16 protein-coding genes are annotated in these 15,657 nt (G+C 61.9%); 15 read left to right on the forward strand and 1 reads right to left on the reverse strand.

Annotated elements, in window-relative coordinates:
- Nucleotides 1–2 precede the first annotated feature (2 nt).
- The 10 genes from hemA (at nucleotide 3) to A3AU_RS0125615 (ending at nucleotide 9,867) form a co-directional block, all read left to right on the forward strand.
- Nucleotides 3–1,280: a 5-aminolevulinate synthase gene (hemA, locus tag A3AU_RS0125570; protein WP_027054424.1), complete on the forward strand. Its 1,278-nt coding sequence runs from the start codon at nucleotides 3–5 to the stop codon at nucleotides 1,278–1,280.
- Between the two features lie 181 nt (nucleotides 1,281–1,461).
- Nucleotides 1,462–1,896 (forward strand): DUF2267 domain-containing protein, encoded by a 435-nt coding sequence (locus A3AU_RS0125575; RefSeq protein WP_081709672.1) that lies wholly within the window; start codon nucleotides 1,462–1,464, stop codon nucleotides 1,894–1,896.
- A gap of 3 nt (nucleotides 1,897–1,899) precedes the next feature.
- Nucleotides 1,900–2,583, forward strand: coding sequence for a phosphoribosyltransferase (locus A3AU_RS0125580; protein ID WP_027055416.1), 684 nt, complete (start codon nucleotides 1,900–1,902; stop codon nucleotides 2,581–2,583).
- Nucleotides 2,583–3,029, forward strand: a complete 447-nt coding sequence (locus A3AU_RS0125585; RefSeq protein WP_027055417.1) for a pyridoxamine 5'-phosphate oxidase family protein — start codon at nucleotides 2,583–2,585, stop codon at nucleotides 3,027–3,029. The genes A3AU_RS0125580 and A3AU_RS0125585 overlap by 1 nt, the downstream gene beginning before the upstream one ends.
- Before the next feature lie 311 nt (nucleotides 3,030–3,340).
- Nucleotides 3,341–3,739 (forward strand): c-type cytochrome, encoded by a 399-nt coding sequence (locus A3AU_RS0125590; protein ID WP_027055418.1) that lies wholly within the window; start codon nucleotides 3,341–3,343, stop codon nucleotides 3,737–3,739.
- A 53-nt stretch (nucleotides 3,740–3,792) separates the two neighbouring features.
- The gene (locus tag A3AU_RS01000000136105) at nucleotides 3,793–5,367 is read left to right on the forward strand and encodes a bifunctional aminoglycoside phosphotransferase/ATP-binding protein (RefSeq protein WP_032918131.1); all 1,575 of its coding nucleotides are present in this window, start codon (nucleotides 3,793–3,795) and stop codon (nucleotides 5,365–5,367) included.
- Nucleotides 5,368–5,798: 431 nt separating this feature from the next.
- A complete protein-coding gene (locus A3AU_RS0125600; RefSeq protein WP_027055419.1) occupies nucleotides 5,799–7,652 on the forward strand; it encodes a heavy metal translocating P-type ATPase in 1,854 nt (617 codons plus the stop codon).
- 27 nt (nucleotides 7,653–7,679) lie between these two features.
- Nucleotides 7,680–8,129, forward strand: a complete 450-nt coding sequence (gene trxC / locus A3AU_RS0125605) for a thioredoxin TrxC (RefSeq protein ID WP_027055420.1) — start codon at nucleotides 7,680–7,682, stop codon at nucleotides 8,127–8,129.
- A gap of 12 nt (nucleotides 8,130–8,141) precedes the next feature.
- On the forward strand, nucleotides 8,142–9,392 hold the full coding sequence (locus A3AU_RS0125610; RefSeq protein ID WP_027055421.1) for an MgtC/SapB family protein: 1,251 nt from the start codon (nucleotides 8,142–8,144) through the stop codon (nucleotides 9,390–9,392).
- 88 nt (nucleotides 9,393–9,480) lie between these two features.
- Nucleotides 9,481–9,867 (forward strand): hypothetical protein, encoded by a 387-nt coding sequence (locus tag A3AU_RS0125615; protein WP_027055422.1) that lies wholly within the window; start codon nucleotides 9,481–9,483, stop codon nucleotides 9,865–9,867.
- 102 nt (nucleotides 9,868–9,969) lie between these two features.
- On the opposite strand, the gene A3AU_RS0125620 is transcribed toward A3AU_RS0125615, so the two are convergent.
- A complete protein-coding gene (locus tag A3AU_RS0125620; RefSeq protein ID WP_032918136.1) occupies nucleotides 9,970–10,446 on the reverse strand; it encodes a plastocyanin/azurin family copper-binding protein in 477 nt (158 codons plus the stop codon).
- A 398-nt stretch (nucleotides 10,447–10,844) separates the two neighbouring features.
- On the opposite strand from A3AU_RS0125620, the gene A3AU_RS0125625 reads away from it, so the two are divergent.
- From A3AU_RS0125625 to argF, 5 genes are all read left to right on the forward strand, one after another.
- On the forward strand, nucleotides 10,845–11,123 hold the full coding sequence (locus A3AU_RS0125625; protein ID WP_027055424.1) for a PepSY domain-containing protein: 279 nt from the start codon (nucleotides 10,845–10,847) through the stop codon (nucleotides 11,121–11,123).
- A 43-nt stretch (nucleotides 11,124–11,166) separates the two neighbouring features.
- Nucleotides 11,167–11,697, forward strand: coding sequence for a cytochrome b/b6 domain-containing protein (locus A3AU_RS0125630; RefSeq protein ID WP_027055425.1), 531 nt, complete (start codon nucleotides 11,167–11,169; stop codon nucleotides 11,695–11,697).
- A 247-nt stretch (nucleotides 11,698–11,944) separates the two neighbouring features.
- Nucleotides 11,945–13,411, forward strand: coding sequence for an arginine-ornithine antiporter (gene arcD / locus A3AU_RS0125635; protein WP_027055426.1), 1,467 nt, complete (start codon nucleotides 11,945–11,947; stop codon nucleotides 13,409–13,411).
- Nucleotides 13,412–13,424: 13 nt separating this feature from the next.
- On the forward strand, nucleotides 13,425–14,639 hold the full coding sequence (locus A3AU_RS0125640; protein WP_027055427.1) for an arginine deiminase: 1,215 nt from the start codon (nucleotides 13,425–13,427) through the stop codon (nucleotides 14,637–14,639).
- A 15-nt stretch (nucleotides 14,640–14,654) separates the two neighbouring features.
- The gene (gene argF / locus A3AU_RS0125645) at nucleotides 14,655–15,656 is read left to right on the forward strand and encodes an ornithine carbamoyltransferase (protein WP_027055428.1); all 1,002 of its coding nucleotides are present in this window, start codon (nucleotides 14,655–14,657) and stop codon (nucleotides 15,654–15,656) included.
- Nucleotide 15,657: the final 1 nt, after the last annotated feature.

Genomic DNA, 15,657 nt, shown 5'->3' on the forward strand with positions numbered 1-15,657 from the left:
ACATGAACTACCAGCGGTTCTTCGAAGAAGCGATCGACCAGCTCCATGCGGAGCGTCGCTATCGTGTCTTCGCCGACCTCGAGCGTATAGCGGGGAAGTTTCCGCGCGCCATATGGCGTTCCAATGGCCGCGCCGAGGAAATCACCGTCTGGTGCTCCAACGATTATCTCGGCATGGGCCAGCACCCCGATGTCATCGCCGCGTTCCAGAACGCGGCCGGCAAAATGGGTTCGGGCGCCGGCGGCACCCGCAATATTTCGGGCACCTCCAACCCGCTGGTCGAGCTCGAGCATGAGCTTGCCGACCTGCACGGCAAGGAAGCGGCACTGGTCTTCACCTCCGGCTTCGTCTCCAACGAAGCCTCGATCTCGACCATTGCGCGGCTTTTGCCCAACTGCCTGATCATCTCGGACGAGTTGAACCATGCCTCGATGATAGAAGGCGTGCGGCGCTCGGGCGCCGAGAAGAAGATCTTCCGCCACAATGACATCGCGCATCTGGAAAGCCTGTTGCAGGCGGCGGGACGCGAACGCGCCAAGCTGGTCGTCTTCGAAAGCGTCTATTCGATGGACGGCGACATCGCACCGATCAGAGAGATCGTCGAGCTCGCCGAACGCTACAACGCCATGACCTATATCGACGAGGTCCATGCCGTGGGCATGTACGGCCCACGCGGTGGCGGCATCACCGAGCGCGAGGGCCTGGCCGACCGCATCGACATCATCCAGGGTACGCTGGCCAAGGCGTTCGGCACGCTGGGCGGCTACATCACCGGCACCAGCGCGGTGATCGACGCGGTTCGCTCCTATGCGCCGGGCTTCATCTTCACCACGGCGCTGCCGCCGGCGATCGCCGCCGCCACCACCGCCTCGATCCGTCATCTCAAGCAATCGCAGGCCGAGCGCGACGCGCAGCAGCAGCAGGCGAGCCGGACCAAGCAGATCCTTTCGGCCGTCGGCCTGCCGGTGATGGAGTCGCCAACCCATATCGTGCCGGTGCTGGTCGGCGACCCCGAGCTTTGCAAGATGGCGAGCGACCGGCTGCTTGGCGTGCACGGCATCTACATCCAGCCGATCAATTATCCGACCGTGCCGCGCGGCACCGAGCGGCTGCGCATCACGCCGACGCCGTTCCATTCCGACGCGTTGATCGCGGGATTGCAGGACGCGCTGGTCGAGACATGGGATGCGCTCGGCATCCCCTACGGCTCCGCCGGCCGTCCGCCCGTGGCCAAGAGCGACCGGATCGTGCCTCTGCTGGTACCCAAGTCAGGCGGCTGAAACCCACCACCCGCTCAAGCGGTCGTCGTCCCCTTGGCCAGCCGCTGGTCGGTTCCTCGAGTTGATCGAGGCGGCGGTGGAAAACCAATCGGGAGGGGCACTTTTGGACGATTTGATCCTGCTCAATGCCCAAAGCTTCCCGATGCCCGAGGATGGAGTCAAATCTTCGAGGAGCATCGCCATGGGCCACATGTCCCACACGTCCTTTGGTAACTTCACACACGCTGGCCAGCAGGCGCAACAATGGGTCAAGGAGCTCGCCAAGGACCTCTACTGGAGCGAGCCGAGTGCCTGTCGTCTCTTGAGGTCAGTCCTGCACACGGTGCGCGATTGGCTGTCGCCAACGGAAATGGCCGATCTTGCGGCGCAACTGCCCGTTTTGGTTCGCGGCATCTATTTCGAAGGCTGGAACCCATCGATGCCTGTGCATGAGCGCACGAAGCGCGATTTCATCATCAGCGTCAGAAACAGTTTCGGCTATGATGACGATGTCGATTTCGATGTCGCGATCAGTGCCGTGTTCAATCTTCTCGACCATCACATTTCGCATGGTGAGATCGTGCAGGTTGGAAACTCGATGAAGAAGTCGCTTCGAAAACTGTGGCCGGTGGATTGACCGATGTTCCGCGACCGCGATGACGCTGGAGTGAAGCTTGGGCTGGAACTGAGCAGGCTTCAACTGCATCAACCCATCGTGCTGGCATTGCCGCGTGGCGGCGTGCCAGTCGCAGTGGAAGTGGCCAAAGCCCTCCACGCCCCTCTTGATCTGCTAATCGTTCGCAAAGTCGGCGCCCCGGGTAATCCCGAATTGGCTGTTGCTGCAATCGTCGATGGCGACCCTGGCGAAGTCGTCTTAAACCGAGAGATCGTCGAGACCTACGCACTCGGCGAAGGCGAGCTACGCGTCTTGATCGCAAACGAGCGTCCAGAACTTGAACGCCGGCGCGCTGTCTATCGAGGGAAGGCCAAACCGATGTCGATTGCTGGAAAGACCGCGATAATCGTCGATGACGGCGCTGCGACCGGTACGACAATGAAAATCGCGATCCGCGCCGTCAAGCGCCGGTCACCGCGGGAGATCGTCGTGGCAGTTCCCGTTTCACCGCAAGAGACGGTCGCCGCGCTAGAGCAGGAAGCGGACCGTGTGGTCTGCCTTAGTCAGCCAGGACAGTTCCGTGCCTTGGGCCATCACTATCTGCGATTCCCGCAGCTCTCTGACAACGACGTTCTCTGCGCTATGGACGAGGCTGCCCAGCTGTACAAGCGTAGTTCAAAAGCCTTGAAAAACAGGAGATCGCTCTGATGCAGATCCGCACCCTTTCTGCTTTGGAATGTACCAAATTGCTCACGGCCACTCGCGTGGGCCGCCTGGCATGTGCAAAGGACGGGCAGCCCTACGTCGTGCCCTTCTACTTCGCCCATTCGGATGCTCATCTTTACGCGTTTTCAATGCCGGGCAAGAAGATCGAATGGATGCGGGCCAATCCGCTGGTGTCCGTCCAGGTCGATGAACATGGCCAGGGGCGAGGATGGAAGAGCGTCATTGCCGACGGCCGATACGAGGAACTGCCTGACAGGATCGGCCACAAGCTTCAGCGGGATCATGCCTGGTCGGTCTTGAGCAAGCACACCGACTGGTGGGAACCCGGTGCACTCAAGCCGGTTCTTCCTCCCACAGCCGATAGTGCGCCGCACGTTTTCTTTCGGATACTGATCGAGCAAGTGTCCGGACGAGAAGCAAGCGAGTAGTCGCCCCGTCAAGTCTTGCGAGAAAAGGAAAGGGCCGGCGCAATCTGCACCGGCCCTGTCCTCTTTGACGTTGAATTGCTATCGCGCCATCAAGACCGGCAGCGATTGGCCCGCAAGCATCGACTTGGTGACCCGGCCGGCGGCAACTCCTGATTTCTATGAAGGCCAGTCGTGGTTCCAGCCATTAGCGAGGCCGCCAGATGCGTTCATTGCGCTGGATCAAGCGTCGTTACCGCAAGGGCATTTGATCCGCATCAACGCACCGCCGAACCAGGGCTTTAGATTTCAGCCGAACAATCGGGGAAATACATATGAGATTCCTGATCACATTGGCTCTGGCAGGATTGGCCTGCAACGCGGCCAGCGCCCAGGAACTCGGCGACGGCAAGGCCGAATACATGAACTCCTGCGCCGTTTGCCACGGTCCCGAAGGCAAGGGCGATGGTCCGTTGGGGGACGAGTTGTTGAAGCGGCCGAGCGACCTGACGCGCCTTTCAAGGCGCAATGGCGGCGAATTTCCTTACTGGCGCGTTTATGCCCTGATCGACGGCCGCGCCATGGTGCCGGCGCACGGCGAGCGCGACATGCCGGTGTGGGGCAGCCAGTTCCTGCCTGGCGACGTGAAGAAATACGGCCCAAACGCAGGCGAAATCGTCACAAGGGAACGGATCCATGATCTTGCCGGATATGTCGAGACGCTCCAGCAATGACAGCGAATGGTGCAAACAGTCTCCGCAAGACCCAGGCATTGAGGAGGCCGGCCATGGTTGTTGACGACCAACAACGCGTTACCGCATTCCTGCTTGATCCTGCCTCACATGGCACGACCGGACCGGTAGAAGCGATCGAAACCCATATCTCGCGCATTTTTCTGACTGGCGAACGCGCCTACAAAATGAAGCGGGCGGTCAAGCTGCCCTATGTCGATTTCTCGACGCCGGCACTGAGGCTGGCCGCTTGCGAGAAAGAGGTGGAACTCAACTCGAAAACCGCTCCCGGCCTTTATCTGAGGGTGCGCCGCATCACGCGGGAAGACGACGACAAACTGACTTTTGACGGTACCGGCCAAATGCTCGACGCGGCGATCGAGATGGTCCGCTTCGACCAGTCGAAGCTTCTCGACCGTATGGCCACCGCAGGAGAATTGACGCCGGCGCTGATGACCGCCGTCGCGCGGATGATCGTTGGATATCACCGCTCGGCGCCGGAGGTCCACAATGGCACCGGCTCGTTCAACTTGATGGGCGTGCTCGACATCAACGAAGCCGGCTTTGGCACCAGTCATGTCTTTACGAAACGGGAGATTGAGACGTTTGCCGGAGCCTTCCGCACCGCGCTTGCTCGGCATGCCGGATTGCTGGACAGCCGGGAGGCCGCGGGCAAGATCCGCCGGTGCCATGGCGATCTGCACCTGCGCAACATCTGCCTTTTCGATGGCGAGCCTCGCCTCTTCGATTGCATCGAATTCAATGACCAGATCGCCAGCATCGATGTCCTGTACGACCTCGCCTTCTTGTTGATGGACCTTTGGCATCGCGGGTTCCCAGAGCTCGCCAATCTCGTGATGAACCGTTACCTCGACGAAGCCGACGATGAGGACGGTTTCATCCTGCTGCCCTTCTTCATGGCCGTGCGGGCTGCCGTGCGCGCCCATGTCACCGCAACGCAGGTTGAGCAAGGCAACGCCGACAGCGAAAAGCTGACTGCCGAGGCGAGATCCTATTTCGAACTGGCCCTGACATTTCTCCAGGAGACCGAACCTCGGCTCGTTGCCATCGGCGGCCTCAGTGGTTCCGGTAAGACGACGATTGCCGAGGCGCTCGCTGCCTATGTCGGAGCGCCGCCCGGCGCACGTATTATCGAAAGCGACCGCATCCGCAAGGCAATGCACGGCGTGGCGGCCGAGACCAGGCTGCCGGACAAGGCCTATCGACCCGAGGTGTCCGAACGGGTCTACAACGAGATGGCATGGCGCGCCGGCCTCATCCTCTCCGAGGGCGGCTCGGTAGTAGCTGATGCGGTTTTCGACAGACCGGCCGATCGTGAGCGGATTGAAAAGGCAGCGCGAGATCGAGGTATCGCGTTCTCCGGTTTCTGGCTGGAGGCGGATCCACTCGTCCTTTGGCGGCGGATAAGTCAACGCAGAGGCGGTCCATCGGACGCCACGGTCGATATCCTGTCGCGCCAATTGGAGCGCAATCCCACACACGTGGAGCGCAAGCCCAGCCACGCCAGCTGGTGCAAGATCGACTCCGATCGAAAGCTCGTGGACATCGTTGCCGAATTGAAGGGATTTTGCGACCGCAATGCCTCCGAAGTCCTTCGCACAGCCTCCTGATTGGCTGAGCAATTCCCAACCCAGCCCGTGCCCCTGCAAGTCGGTCCGCACTACCGCCGCCCGCGTGCCCTTTTCAGCCAGGTCGCGCACCATGCCGGGAATTATTGTCTCAGGCTGAGTGACGATGACAGCAAGGTCTCGACAACATCGTCAGCGCTGCCTTCGAGGGCGAGATCCGGCCGGTCAACCCGAAATATTGCCAGATCGCCAGTCGGCAATGCTATGCCCAAGCGGCCAAGCCCTGATGTCCCGAAACGACCGACGGAGCCTTCGCGCACCGATGCACAGCGATGATCGCCCGCCGATCTTGCCCGTTCGTTGCGTTGGATCAAGGCGCTCTCCGGGTCTCGCTATTAGCTTTTGCCGAGTTCGGCGCGCCTCGTCAGCGCTGGCGATAATTGACGAGCATCGATCAAATCGGAAGGCATCGCATGAACGAGTCCACCCTGCGACGCGCATTGCTGGTCATTGCCATCCTGGGTCTGGCCATTGGGATCGGAGCGTGGCGAACCGGGCTCGGCCCGCTTGAAGCCAGCACGATCTGGACGGTGGCGACCTTGCCCGTGGTCGCGGCTCTCGCCATCTCCATCCTGCGCGATTTCTGGATCGGCCGCTTCGGTGTCGATGCGATTGCGCTGGTGTCGATGTCCGCCGCCCTGCTGCTCGGGCAACCCCTGGCGGCGGTGGTAGTCGCTATCATGTATGCAGGCGGGACCGTGCTTGAGGACTTCGCCCGCGGCCGCGCGGAACGGAACCTCAAGGCCCTCACCGACCGGTCGCCGCGTGTCGCACATCGCAAGTCGACACATGGGACAGAAATAATCCCCATCGGAGAAGTCGCTGTCGGTGACGCTCTCCTGGTGCGTGCCGGCGAACTGCTTCCCGTCGACGGTATACTGCTCGATGCTTCGGCCTCGCTCGACGAGTCGGCGGTCTCTGGCGAGCCATTGCCGGTGCTGCGCAGCGCCGGCGAGACGCTTCGTAGCGGCACGGTAAATGCGGGCGAAGCCTTCAGCATGCGGGCTTCTGCCCTGGCGGACCAGAGCACATATGCCGCGATCGTGCGCATGGTTGCGGCGGCGCAGACCGTCAAAGCGCCCTTTATTCGCATGGCCGACCGTTTCGCTCTGTTCCTGTTGCCGGCCACCTTGCTTGTTGCCGGCATCGCGTGGTTCATCTCCGATGATCCGATCCGGGCGCTTGCCGTGCTGGTCGTCGCAACGCCCTGCCCACTCATTCTCGCTGCCCCCGTTGCCTTCATCGGCGGTGTGTCGCGCGCCGCGCGCGCTGGCATCCTGATGAAAGGCTCGACCGCGCTGGAGGCCCTTGCGCAGGTTCGGACCGCGATCTTCGACAAGACCGGTACGTTGACCATCGGTGGTGCCGAGCTCATCGAGATCGAAGCGGCACCTGGCTGCGGCACCGATCATCTGCTGCGGCTTCTGGCATCCTTGGAACAGGCCTCGCACCATGTGCTTGCCGACTCGATCATCCGGGCGGCGCGCGGCAGGCAGCTGGTGCTTTCTCATCCACATGATGTCCGCGAGCATCGCGGTGCGGGCCTGAAAGGGCGCGTCGAGAACATGTCGATCGCGGCGGGATCGCGGGCTTTCGTGTTCGCCGACAAACCCCTGCCCAACTGGGCGAAAAACGGCGAAGATCGGTATCGGGACGTGCCGGTGTTGAGGGTTTTTGTTACGCTCGGAAAACATCTTGCCGGCGTTTTCACCTTCGGCGATGCACTGCGCGCCGATGCGCACGGCGCGCTTGCCAGCCTGCGCTCGGCCGGCATCACCCGCATGGTCATGCTGACAGGTGACGATGGTGCGGCGGCAATGCGTATTTCCTCCATGCTGGATCTGGATGTCATCGTCGCCGATGCTGTTCCCGCAGACAAAGTCGCGACGGTCGAGGCCGAGAAGACGACGGCCCCAACAATGATGGTCGGCGATGGCATCAACGATGCACCCGCGCTCGCCGCAGCGACGGTCGGCATAGCCATGGGCGCGCGGGGGGCGACGGCCTCTTCCGAGGCTGCGGATGTAATTGTTCTCGCCGACCGGCTGCAGCCTGTGGCCGAGGCGGTGCGGATAGCCCAACGCACGCGCGCGATCGCTCTGCAAAGCATCGTCGTCGGGCTCGCGCTCTCTGCCGCAGCGATGGTCGCGGCGGCCATGGGGCAGATAACGCCGGTGGCAGGCGCATTGCTTCAGGAAGGGATAGACGTGGCGGTTATTCTCAACGCGCTGCGCACCCTTGGCGATGGACGTCTCGGGCGCGCATAGTAGGCGACCGAAAATCGGGGAATGGTCATGGCACAGCAGAATCTGGTGGTTTGCAGCAAATGCGGCGGTGTCAACCGCCTGCCGCCGGGCCGCGCTCCCGGAGAGGCCAAATGCGGAAAGTGCGGGACCAGATTGTTTTCTGGGCACCCCCAGGATGTTGACGCCGAGATGTTCGATCGGCAGATCGCACGCAGCAGTATCCCCGTTGTCGTCGACGTCTGGGCACCATGGTGTGGTCCGTGCAAGATGATGGCGCCGGCATATGAGGCGGCGGCGAACGACCTGGAGCCGCTTGTTCGCCTGATCAAGCTCAATTCCGACAACGAACAGGCTGTGGCGGCAAGGCTCGGCATTCGCGGCATCCCGACGATGATCCTCTTTCATGGCGGGCGTGAAATCGCGCGCGCATCCGGCGCAATGACGGCAAGCCAGATCGTCAGGTGGGTTCGCGACCGCTTGCCGACGGTCGCCGCCTGAAGCCGCCTTACCATGGATCCGCTCATTGCCCGGCTCGGACTGGCGCTGGCCATTGGCCTGCTCGTCGGACTGGAGCGCGGCTGGCGAGAGCGGGATGCACCCGATCGCAGCCGTACAGCCGGCATTCGCACTTTTGGCATATCCGGCCTGCTCGGTGGGATTCTGGCCGCACTCGCCGAAGCGCTCAATACGGTGTCGGTTCTGGTCGGCGGGTTTATCGCATTCGCCGCGATCTTCGCCTGGTACAAGGCGCGCGAGGCTGCCCATGACGAGGATTTCAGCGTCACGAGCGTGATCGCCGGTCTCGGTGTTTTCGCACTTGGCGCGCTTTCCGTAGCAGGCAATTACACAGCAGCGGCGGCCGGTGGAGCGGCGTTGGCTGCAATTCTTGCCAGTAGAGAAATCTTGCACGGCCTCCTGCGGCAACTGACTTGGATCGAGCTGCGATCGGCGCTGATCCTGGCGGTGATGACGGCAATCGTGCTGCCCTTGCTGCCGAACCGAACGTTGGATCCCTGGAGCGGTTTCAACCCCTGGGAGGTCTGGTTTCTCACGGTGCTGATGGCCTCGATATCGTTCGCCGGCTATGTCGCTGTCCGCGTGCTTGGCGCCAAGCGCGGTCTGCTCGTCAGTTCGCTTGCCGGTGCACTGGTCTCTTCCACCGCCGTAACCGTGGCGCTGGCCCGCAACGCCGCATCGGCAAGCAATCCCCTGCCGCTCGCAGGCGCGGCATCGCTCGCGGCAATGGTTTCGGTGCTGCGCGTTTGCTTCGTGGTTCTGCTCATCGAGCCAAGCGTGTTCGTTTCGGTCGGCGTCCCGGCGATTGCCGCGGCGCTCGCCTTCGCTGTCTTCGGCATATTGCTTGTGGCTCGCGACAGCGGGAATCGCGAAGGCGACACGATCGCGCGCAATCCATTCGAGCTAGGCCCGTTGCTGCTCTTCGCCTTGCTCTTTGCCGTCGTCGCGACCGCAAGTGCCGCGCTGGCCGGTCAATTCGGCGGGCGCGGCCTTCTGGCGAGTTCGGCATTTGCAGCCACGTTCGATGTCGATGTCTCGGTGCTCGGCGCGTTGCGCCTCGTCAAACAGTCGGTCCCTGTGGGCACGGTGGGCCAGGCGGTGCTGGTGGCTCTGGCGGCAAATGCGATTGGCCGCCTGCTGCTCGCAATTTCCGCCGGTCCAATCAGGTTCTGGTTGTCATTGGCCGGCGCAACCCTGAGCGCCGCGACCGTGGGCGTCTGCGCCATGCTGTTGACCAGCCTTTGATGGAAGCGCGGTTCTCGAGCCTCCTTTGATGCGGATCAAGGGCCAATGCCTGCCCCCGTTCTATGGAACTCCCTGAAAGGAGTTCTCCATGACCGATTTGAAGGACCTTACCCCGAAATTCCGCAATGTCCGGCTGCTTCTCGCGCGCGAGAAAGGCCATCCGGAAGGCGACCGCGAGGAGGGCTATGACGTGCTCGCTCCCGTAACCGGCGAAGGCCGGCTCGATGCGGAAGAGTGGAAAACGCACAAGGCGGCTTGCCGTGTTCGCCGGTTTCGCACCGGGGAGGCCGACCTGATCGGCCGGCTCCGCCGCAAGCCTGGCGGACAGTGGTTCTTTGACTACGCCGAAGGAGATCGGGACGACGAGATCGGCTTTCATCTGGGCGACGAACGATTTGTGACCGGCGAGTATGTGTCGATCGAGCGCAATGGCACCATGCATACATATCAGGTTGCACGCGTCGAGAGGCCGTGACGCCAACGCTACAAGCGATCAGGCAGCGCCGACAGAGGGCGGACCAAGAAACAGAGCCCGCCGCGCCTATTGGCGTGGCGGGCTCCGTTGTCAGCCCAGATACTACTTGACCAGGATTGTCGCCCACATTCCATTCATGAAATGACCGGGGATATTGCAGAAGACGGCATAGCTGCCCGGCTTGAGGTCTAGTGTCAGCGATCCGATCTTGCCCGGATCAAGTTCGGACACCTCGCCGAGATGGCCCGCGGCATCCTCGTTGACACGATTTTCATTTGGCACGTATGGCAACGCCGTTTTCTTGGCATCCGTGACCGGCACAACGATCATCTCATGGACAGTGTCCTTGGAGGTATTAAAAACTTGGAAGGTGACCTCACCTGCCGGTACAACGGTCTGGTCCAGCTTAATCCTCATGCTTGCCATGCTCATGTTTGCAGGCATGCCCATTCCCATTTTGGCGTCGGTGTTCACGGTTCCGTCCTTGTCCCATAGTTTGACATTCACGGTCGTGTTGGCAAAGGCGGGCGCCGACGCGGTTAAGAGGACCAAGACCAGTCCGGACTTGAAAAGCTGCATGTTTAAAAAGCTCCTGTTCGCATGCGGCGACCCCGCAAACGATGGTTTTGGAGAATCATTCTGGTCGCGGTGCTCGGCTAGGACAGCCAGGCTGACAACACGCTGACAGAGAAAACAGGCGACCAAGGATGAGGCGGGGAACAGTGACCCCCTGAGAGGCAGCCTGCTTTGGCGCGTATCCGAGCCATCATCCTGCCGGCGTCGTCACCCACCGTCCTTGCGCCAGATCCAACCAACCGGCGGCAAGCCGATCGACAGGGTCGATGCCGCTGTCAGCCAGTTGTCAGGTTGAATTGGCTATCTCCCACCAATGACGGTCCTACCGCCGTCTGACCGAAACGGTCGAAATCCACCCTCGAGGCGCAAGATCCGCGCCCAACCTCCCGAATGGAGCCATCATGTATCGCACACTCGTCCTCGCCGCTCTCGCCGGCATGATTGCGGGACCGGCGCTCGCTGCTGGCGGCAGCTGCAGCACCGCCCCGAAATCACAGTTCAAACCCAAGACGACGCTCGAGGCGCAATTGGCCGGCGAAGGTCTCACCGTCCGCCAGATCAAGGTGGAAAAGGGTTGCTATGAAGTCTACGCCGTCGACAAGGCCGGCAAGAAAGTCAATCTGGCTTACAATGCCGAGACCCTTGAAAAGCTCGACAATGCCGAAGCCGGCGAAAACTGATCGGGCCGTTTCAATAGCGGCGGACGCGCAACCATCAACGGAGATGGTGCGCGTCTGGGATCGAGTCGTGCGGGGCTTTCACTGGGCGCTGGTGCTCAGCTTCATCACGGCCTGGCTCACCTCCCATTCTTCGGAGGACATTCACCATTGGGCCGGCTACGCCGCTGCCGGTCTGATCGTGACGCGGCTCTTATGGGGCGTCCTGGGCACGCCATATGCGCGCTTCTCGCAGTTCGTGCGTGATCCGGCGACGGTGCTGCGCTATCTTTGGGCGCTGCTGCTCGGTCGCGAAGCCCGCTACATCGGCCACAACCCGGCCGGCGGCGCAATGGTGGTCGCGTTGATCGCGGCGATGGGTTCAACCGCATTGACCGGTTGGCTGATGACGACAGACGCCTATTTCGGCGTGTCGTGGGTCGAAACGGCGCACAGCCTCAGCGCACATGGTCTGCTCGTGCTGGTCCTTTTCCATATAGGCGGCGTCGCGCTGGCAAGCTTTCGCCATCGCGAAAACCTTGTACGCGCAATGATCACCGGACGAAAACGCAGAGCTGAGCCGGCCGACATCGCCTGACGACCTATCAATAAACCAAAACCGATTTGCGCCCGCACGATTTCGGCAGCGCAAGTCGGTTCGTTCCCCGTTCGGCATGGCCCTGGCAGCGCGCGATGTGACACGGGCGAAGCGGTGCAACGACCCAGAAACCGGAACATCGACGCCACCCTTTTTCAGCAAACGCTTATTGACCCGCGTCAAAGCGGCCAGTCCTGGCTTGCTGTCTATTGCCTCCCATCAGAGCCTTCAAATTGGGGAGAGCATCATGACTACGGCTGATATCAACATCACTGCTCGGAAAGTCTCGACCGCGGCGCCAGCAAGGCTTCGTCTAGGTGCTCTGACCGCACTGGTCATTGGTTCGATGGTTGGCTCCGGTGTGTTCAGCTTGCCGCAGAACATGGCGGCTGGTGCTGGGCCCCTCGCAATCCTGATCGGTTGGGCGATCACCGCGGTCGGCATGCTGGCGCTGGTGTTCGTCTATCAATCGCTGGCGACCCGCAAGCCCGAGCTCGACGCCGGTCCCTATGCTTATGCCAAGGCCGGCTTCGGCCCCTTCATCGGCTTCAACAGCGCCTGGGGCTACTGGATCAGCGCCTGGGTTGGCAACGTTTCCTACGCGGTGATCGTGTTCAGCGCTCTGTCCTATTTCTTTCCAGCCTTCGGTGATGGAAACACCTGGCAGGCGGTGCTCGGCGCATCGATCCTGCTATGGCTGATCCACATCCTGGTTCTCGCCGGCATCCGGCAGGCCGCGGTCGTGAACCTCATCGTCACGGTGGCGAAGATCGCGCCGATCGTCCTGTTCGTCGGGGTGGCGGCCGTCGCGTTCAAACTGCAGGTCTGGTCCCTCGACTTCACAGGTCTCGGCAACGTCAGTCTCGGCTCAGTCACCGCGCAGGTGAAGAGCACGATGCTGGTGACGTTGTGGGTCTTCATCGGCATCGAGGGCGCCAGCGTCTTCTCCGGTCGGGCCGAACGCCGCAAGGATATCGCCACGGCGACAGTACTCGGCTTCTTCACTTGCCTCGCTCTCTATGCCCTGGTGTCGTTGCTGTCGCTTGGCATCCTAAGCCAACCCGAACTCGCCGCGCTGAAGAACCCATCAATGGCGGGTGTGCTGGAGGCGGTTGTCGGCCCCTGGGGGGCCATCCTGATCAACGTCGCGCTTGTCGTGTCCGTGGTGGGCGCCTTCCTCAGCTGGACGCTGCTGGCCGCCGAAATCCCGCATGTCGCCGCCAAGGATGGCACGATGCCCAAATTCTTCGGCCATGAAAGCGAGCGCGGCGTGCCGTCGACCTCGCTTCTGATCACCAATCTGCTCGTCCAGGCCTTTCTGGTAATCACGCTGTTCGCCCAAAGCACCTACCAGGCGCTGTTCTACATCGCGTCGGCCGCGATCCTGGTTCCTTACATCTTTTCCGGAGCCTACGCGGCCAAGCTCGCGTTGACGGGAGAGAGCTACGCGAGCGGCGAGCAGCGCGCCGGTCCGCTTTTTGCGGGATTGCTGGCGACGGTCTACGGGCTGTGGCTCGTCTACGCGGCGGGGCCGGCGTACCTGTTCATGTGCGCGATCCTCTATGCACCCGGCATCATCTTCTATGTCTGGGCGCGCCGCGAAACCAATCAGCGGGTCTTTCACCCTGCCGAGGCAGCAATCGCCGGAACCCTCGTCGCTGTCGCCATCCTTGCCGTCTACGAGATGTGGACCGGCGCGGTCAGCGCGCTGTGAGAGGATTTGCGAGATGATGAAACTGGGCGTCCACTCCGAGGTCGGTCGGCTGCGCGAGGTGATGGTCCATCGTCCGGACCTCAGCCTGCGCAGGCTCACACCGGAGAACTGCAAGGCGCTGCTGTTCGACGATGTGCTGTGGGTCAAGCGGGCGCGCCAGGAGCACGATATGTTCGTCGATGCATTGCGCGAACGCGGCGTGCTGGTGCATTCCTTCGGGGAGCTCCTGGCTGAGACAATGAGCCTGGCCAAGGCCCGCGACTGGCTTCTCGACCACCGGGTCCATCCCGGCGTCGTCGGGCTCGACATGGTCGATGAAATGCGCGGATGGCTCAAAGAGATGCCGTCGGAGCAATTGTCGTCTTACCTTGTGGGCGGCATTGCCCGGGCGGAGCTTCCTTTCGAACCCAAAGGGCTGACCGGAAGGACACTCGCGCCCCAGGATTTCGTGCTGCCGCCTTTGCCCAACCAGTTGTTCACCCGCGACAGCTCCTGCTGGATTTACGGCTCAGTGTCGGTCAATCCCATGTACTGGCCCGCGCGGCGCCCGGAAGCGGCCAATGTCGAAGCCGTCTACCGCTTCCATCCCCGCTTTCGCGATAGCGGCATACCTTTCGTGTCGCCAGACCTCGGCACCGGCACCAGCCTCGAAGGCGGCGATGTCATGCCGATCGGGGGCGGAACGGTTCTCGTTGGCATGGGCGAGCGGACCACGCCGCAAGCGGTAGGCGATCTCGCGCGCAACCTGTTCGCTGCCGGCGAAGCCACCCGCGTGATTGCCGCACTAATGCCCCGCGACCGCAGTTTCATGCATCTCGACACCGTCTTCACCTTCTGCGAGCGCGATCTTGTCACCCTGTATCCGCCGGTGGTCGACCGGCTGCGCACATTCTCGCTGCGGCCGGGCGACGGCGAGGTGTCGGTAGAGGTCACCGATGAGACAAAACCGTTCACGGCTGTGGTTGCCGAAGCTCTTGGACTGAAGGCGTTGCGCATCATCGCCACTGGCGGCGACCGCTACGAGGCCGAGCGCGAACAATGGGATGACGGCAATAATGTCGTTGCGGTCGAGCCCGGCGTAGTCATCGGCTACGACCGCAACGTCTACACCAACACGCTGCTGCGCCGTGCCGGAATTGAAGTGATCACGGTCGAAGGCGCCGAACTCAGCCGTGGCCGCGGCGGCGGGCACTGCATGACCTGTCCGATTGTCCGCGATCCGATTTGACCCGAAGGAAATCCTATGTCGATCAATCTTCATGGCCGCTCCGTCCTGACCCTGGACGATCTCACGGCAGAAGAAATCCGCTTTCTTCTGAAGCTGGCGGCAGATCTCAAGGCGGCCAAGCTCGCCGGACATGAGATTCCGCGTCTGGTCAGAAAAAATATCGCGCTGATCTTCGAGAAGGATTCGACGCGCACGCGCACAGGGTTCGAGGTAGCTGCCTATGACCAGGGTGCCCACGTCACTTACTTCGGCCCCAGCGGCAGCCATATCGGCCACAAGGAATCGATGAAGGACACCGCCCGCGTGCTCGGCCGCATGTACGACGCAATCGAATATCGCGGCTTTGGCCAGCACCAGGCAGAACTGCTTGCCGCGCATGCCGGCGTGCCGGTCTACAATGGTCTTACCGACGAGGCGCATCCGACACAAATCCTCGCCGATTTCATGACCATGCGCGAATTCACGCACAAGCACCTGTCGGATGTGACCGTCACCTTCGTCGGCGAGGGTCGTGACAACGTTGCGCTGTCGCTGGCACTTGGAGCAGCCAAGGTCGGCATAGACATGCGCATCGCTTCACCGAAAGAGCTCTGGCCGGACGAGGAATTCTGCGCCCATGTTCGCGACCTGGCGGAGCGCAGCGGCGGCCGTTTCCGCCTCGACGAGGATGTGACGGGCTGCGTCCAGGATGCTGATTTCATTTACACCGATGTCTGGATGTCGATGGGCGAGGACAAATCCGGCTGGACCGAACGTATCCGCCTTTTGACGCCCTACCGCGTCACGAGCGAGGTCATGGCTGCCGCCGGCAATCCGCACGTCAAATTCATGCATTGCCTGCCGGCGTTCCACGATACCGATACGGAGATCGGCGCCTTCGTTGCGAAGGAATACGGCATCGACTGCATGGAGGTCACCGACGAGGTGTTCGACTCGGCTGCGTCCATCGTCTTCGACCAGGCCGAAAATCGCATGCACACGATCAAGGCCCTGCTCGTCGCCACCATCGGCAGCTAAG

This window comes from Mesorhizobium erdmanii USDA 3471, assembly GCF_000472705.1.
Classification (GTDB): Bacteria; Pseudomonadota; Alphaproteobacteria; order Rhizobiales; family Rhizobiaceae; genus Mesorhizobium; species Mesorhizobium erdmanii.

Excerpts from the sequence above, each read along its gene's own strand:
- arcD (WP_027055426.1), top strand. The coding sequence starts at position 11,945 with ATGACTACGGCTGATATCAACATCACTGCTCGGAAAGTCTCGACCGCG.
- A3AU_RS0125630 (WP_027055425.1), top strand. The coding sequence starts at position 11,167 with ATGGTGCGCGTCTGGGATCGAGTCGTGCGGGGCTTTCACTGGGCGCTG.
- A3AU_RS0125600 (WP_027055419.1), top strand. The coding sequence starts at position 5,799 with ATGAACGAGTCCACCCTGCGACGCGCATTGCTGGTCATTGCCATCCTG.
- A3AU_RS0125640 (WP_027055427.1), top strand. The coding sequence starts at position 13,425 with ATGATGAAACTGGGCGTCCACTCCGAGGTCGGTCGGCTGCGCGAGGTG.
- A3AU_RS01000000136105 (WP_032918131.1), top strand. The coding sequence starts at position 3,793 with ATGGTTGTTGACGACCAACAACGCGTTACCGCATTCCTGCTTGATCCT.
- A3AU_RS0125620 (WP_032918136.1), bottom strand. The coding sequence starts at position 10,446 with ATGCAGCTTTTCAAGTCCGGACTGGTCTTGGTCCTCTTAACCGCGTCG.
- A3AU_RS0125615 (WP_027055422.1), top strand. The coding sequence starts at position 9,481 with ATGACCGATTTGAAGGACCTTACCCCGAAATTCCGCAATGTCCGGCTG.
- A3AU_RS0125610 (WP_027055421.1), top strand. The coding sequence starts at position 8,142 with ATGGATCCGCTCATTGCCCGGCTCGGACTGGCGCTGGCCATTGGCCTG.
- A3AU_RS0125585 (WP_027055417.1), top strand. The coding sequence starts at position 2,583 with ATGCAGATCCGCACCCTTTCTGCTTTGGAATGTACCAAATTGCTCACG.
- argF (WP_027055428.1), top strand. The coding sequence starts at position 14,655 with ATGTCGATCAATCTTCATGGCCGCTCCGTCCTGACCCTGGACGATCTC.
- A3AU_RS0125590 (WP_027055418.1), top strand. The coding sequence starts at position 3,341 with ATGAGATTCCTGATCACATTGGCTCTGGCAGGATTGGCCTGCAACGCG.
- A3AU_RS0125580 (WP_027055416.1), top strand. The coding sequence starts at position 1,900 with ATGTTCCGCGACCGCGATGACGCTGGAGTGAAGCTTGGGCTGGAACTG.
- hemA (WP_027054424.1), top strand. The coding sequence starts at position 3 with ATGAACTACCAGCGGTTCTTCGAAGAAGCGATCGACCAGCTCCATGCG.
- trxC (WP_027055420.1), top strand. The coding sequence starts at position 7,680 with ATGGCACAGCAGAATCTGGTGGTTTGCAGCAAATGCGGCGGTGTCAAC.
- A3AU_RS0125625 (WP_027055424.1), top strand. The coding sequence starts at position 10,845 with ATGTATCGCACACTCGTCCTCGCCGCTCTCGCCGGCATGATTGCGGGA.
- A3AU_RS0125575 (WP_081709672.1), top strand. The coding sequence starts at position 1,462 with ATGGGCCACATGTCCCACACGTCCTTTGGTAACTTCACACACGCTGGC.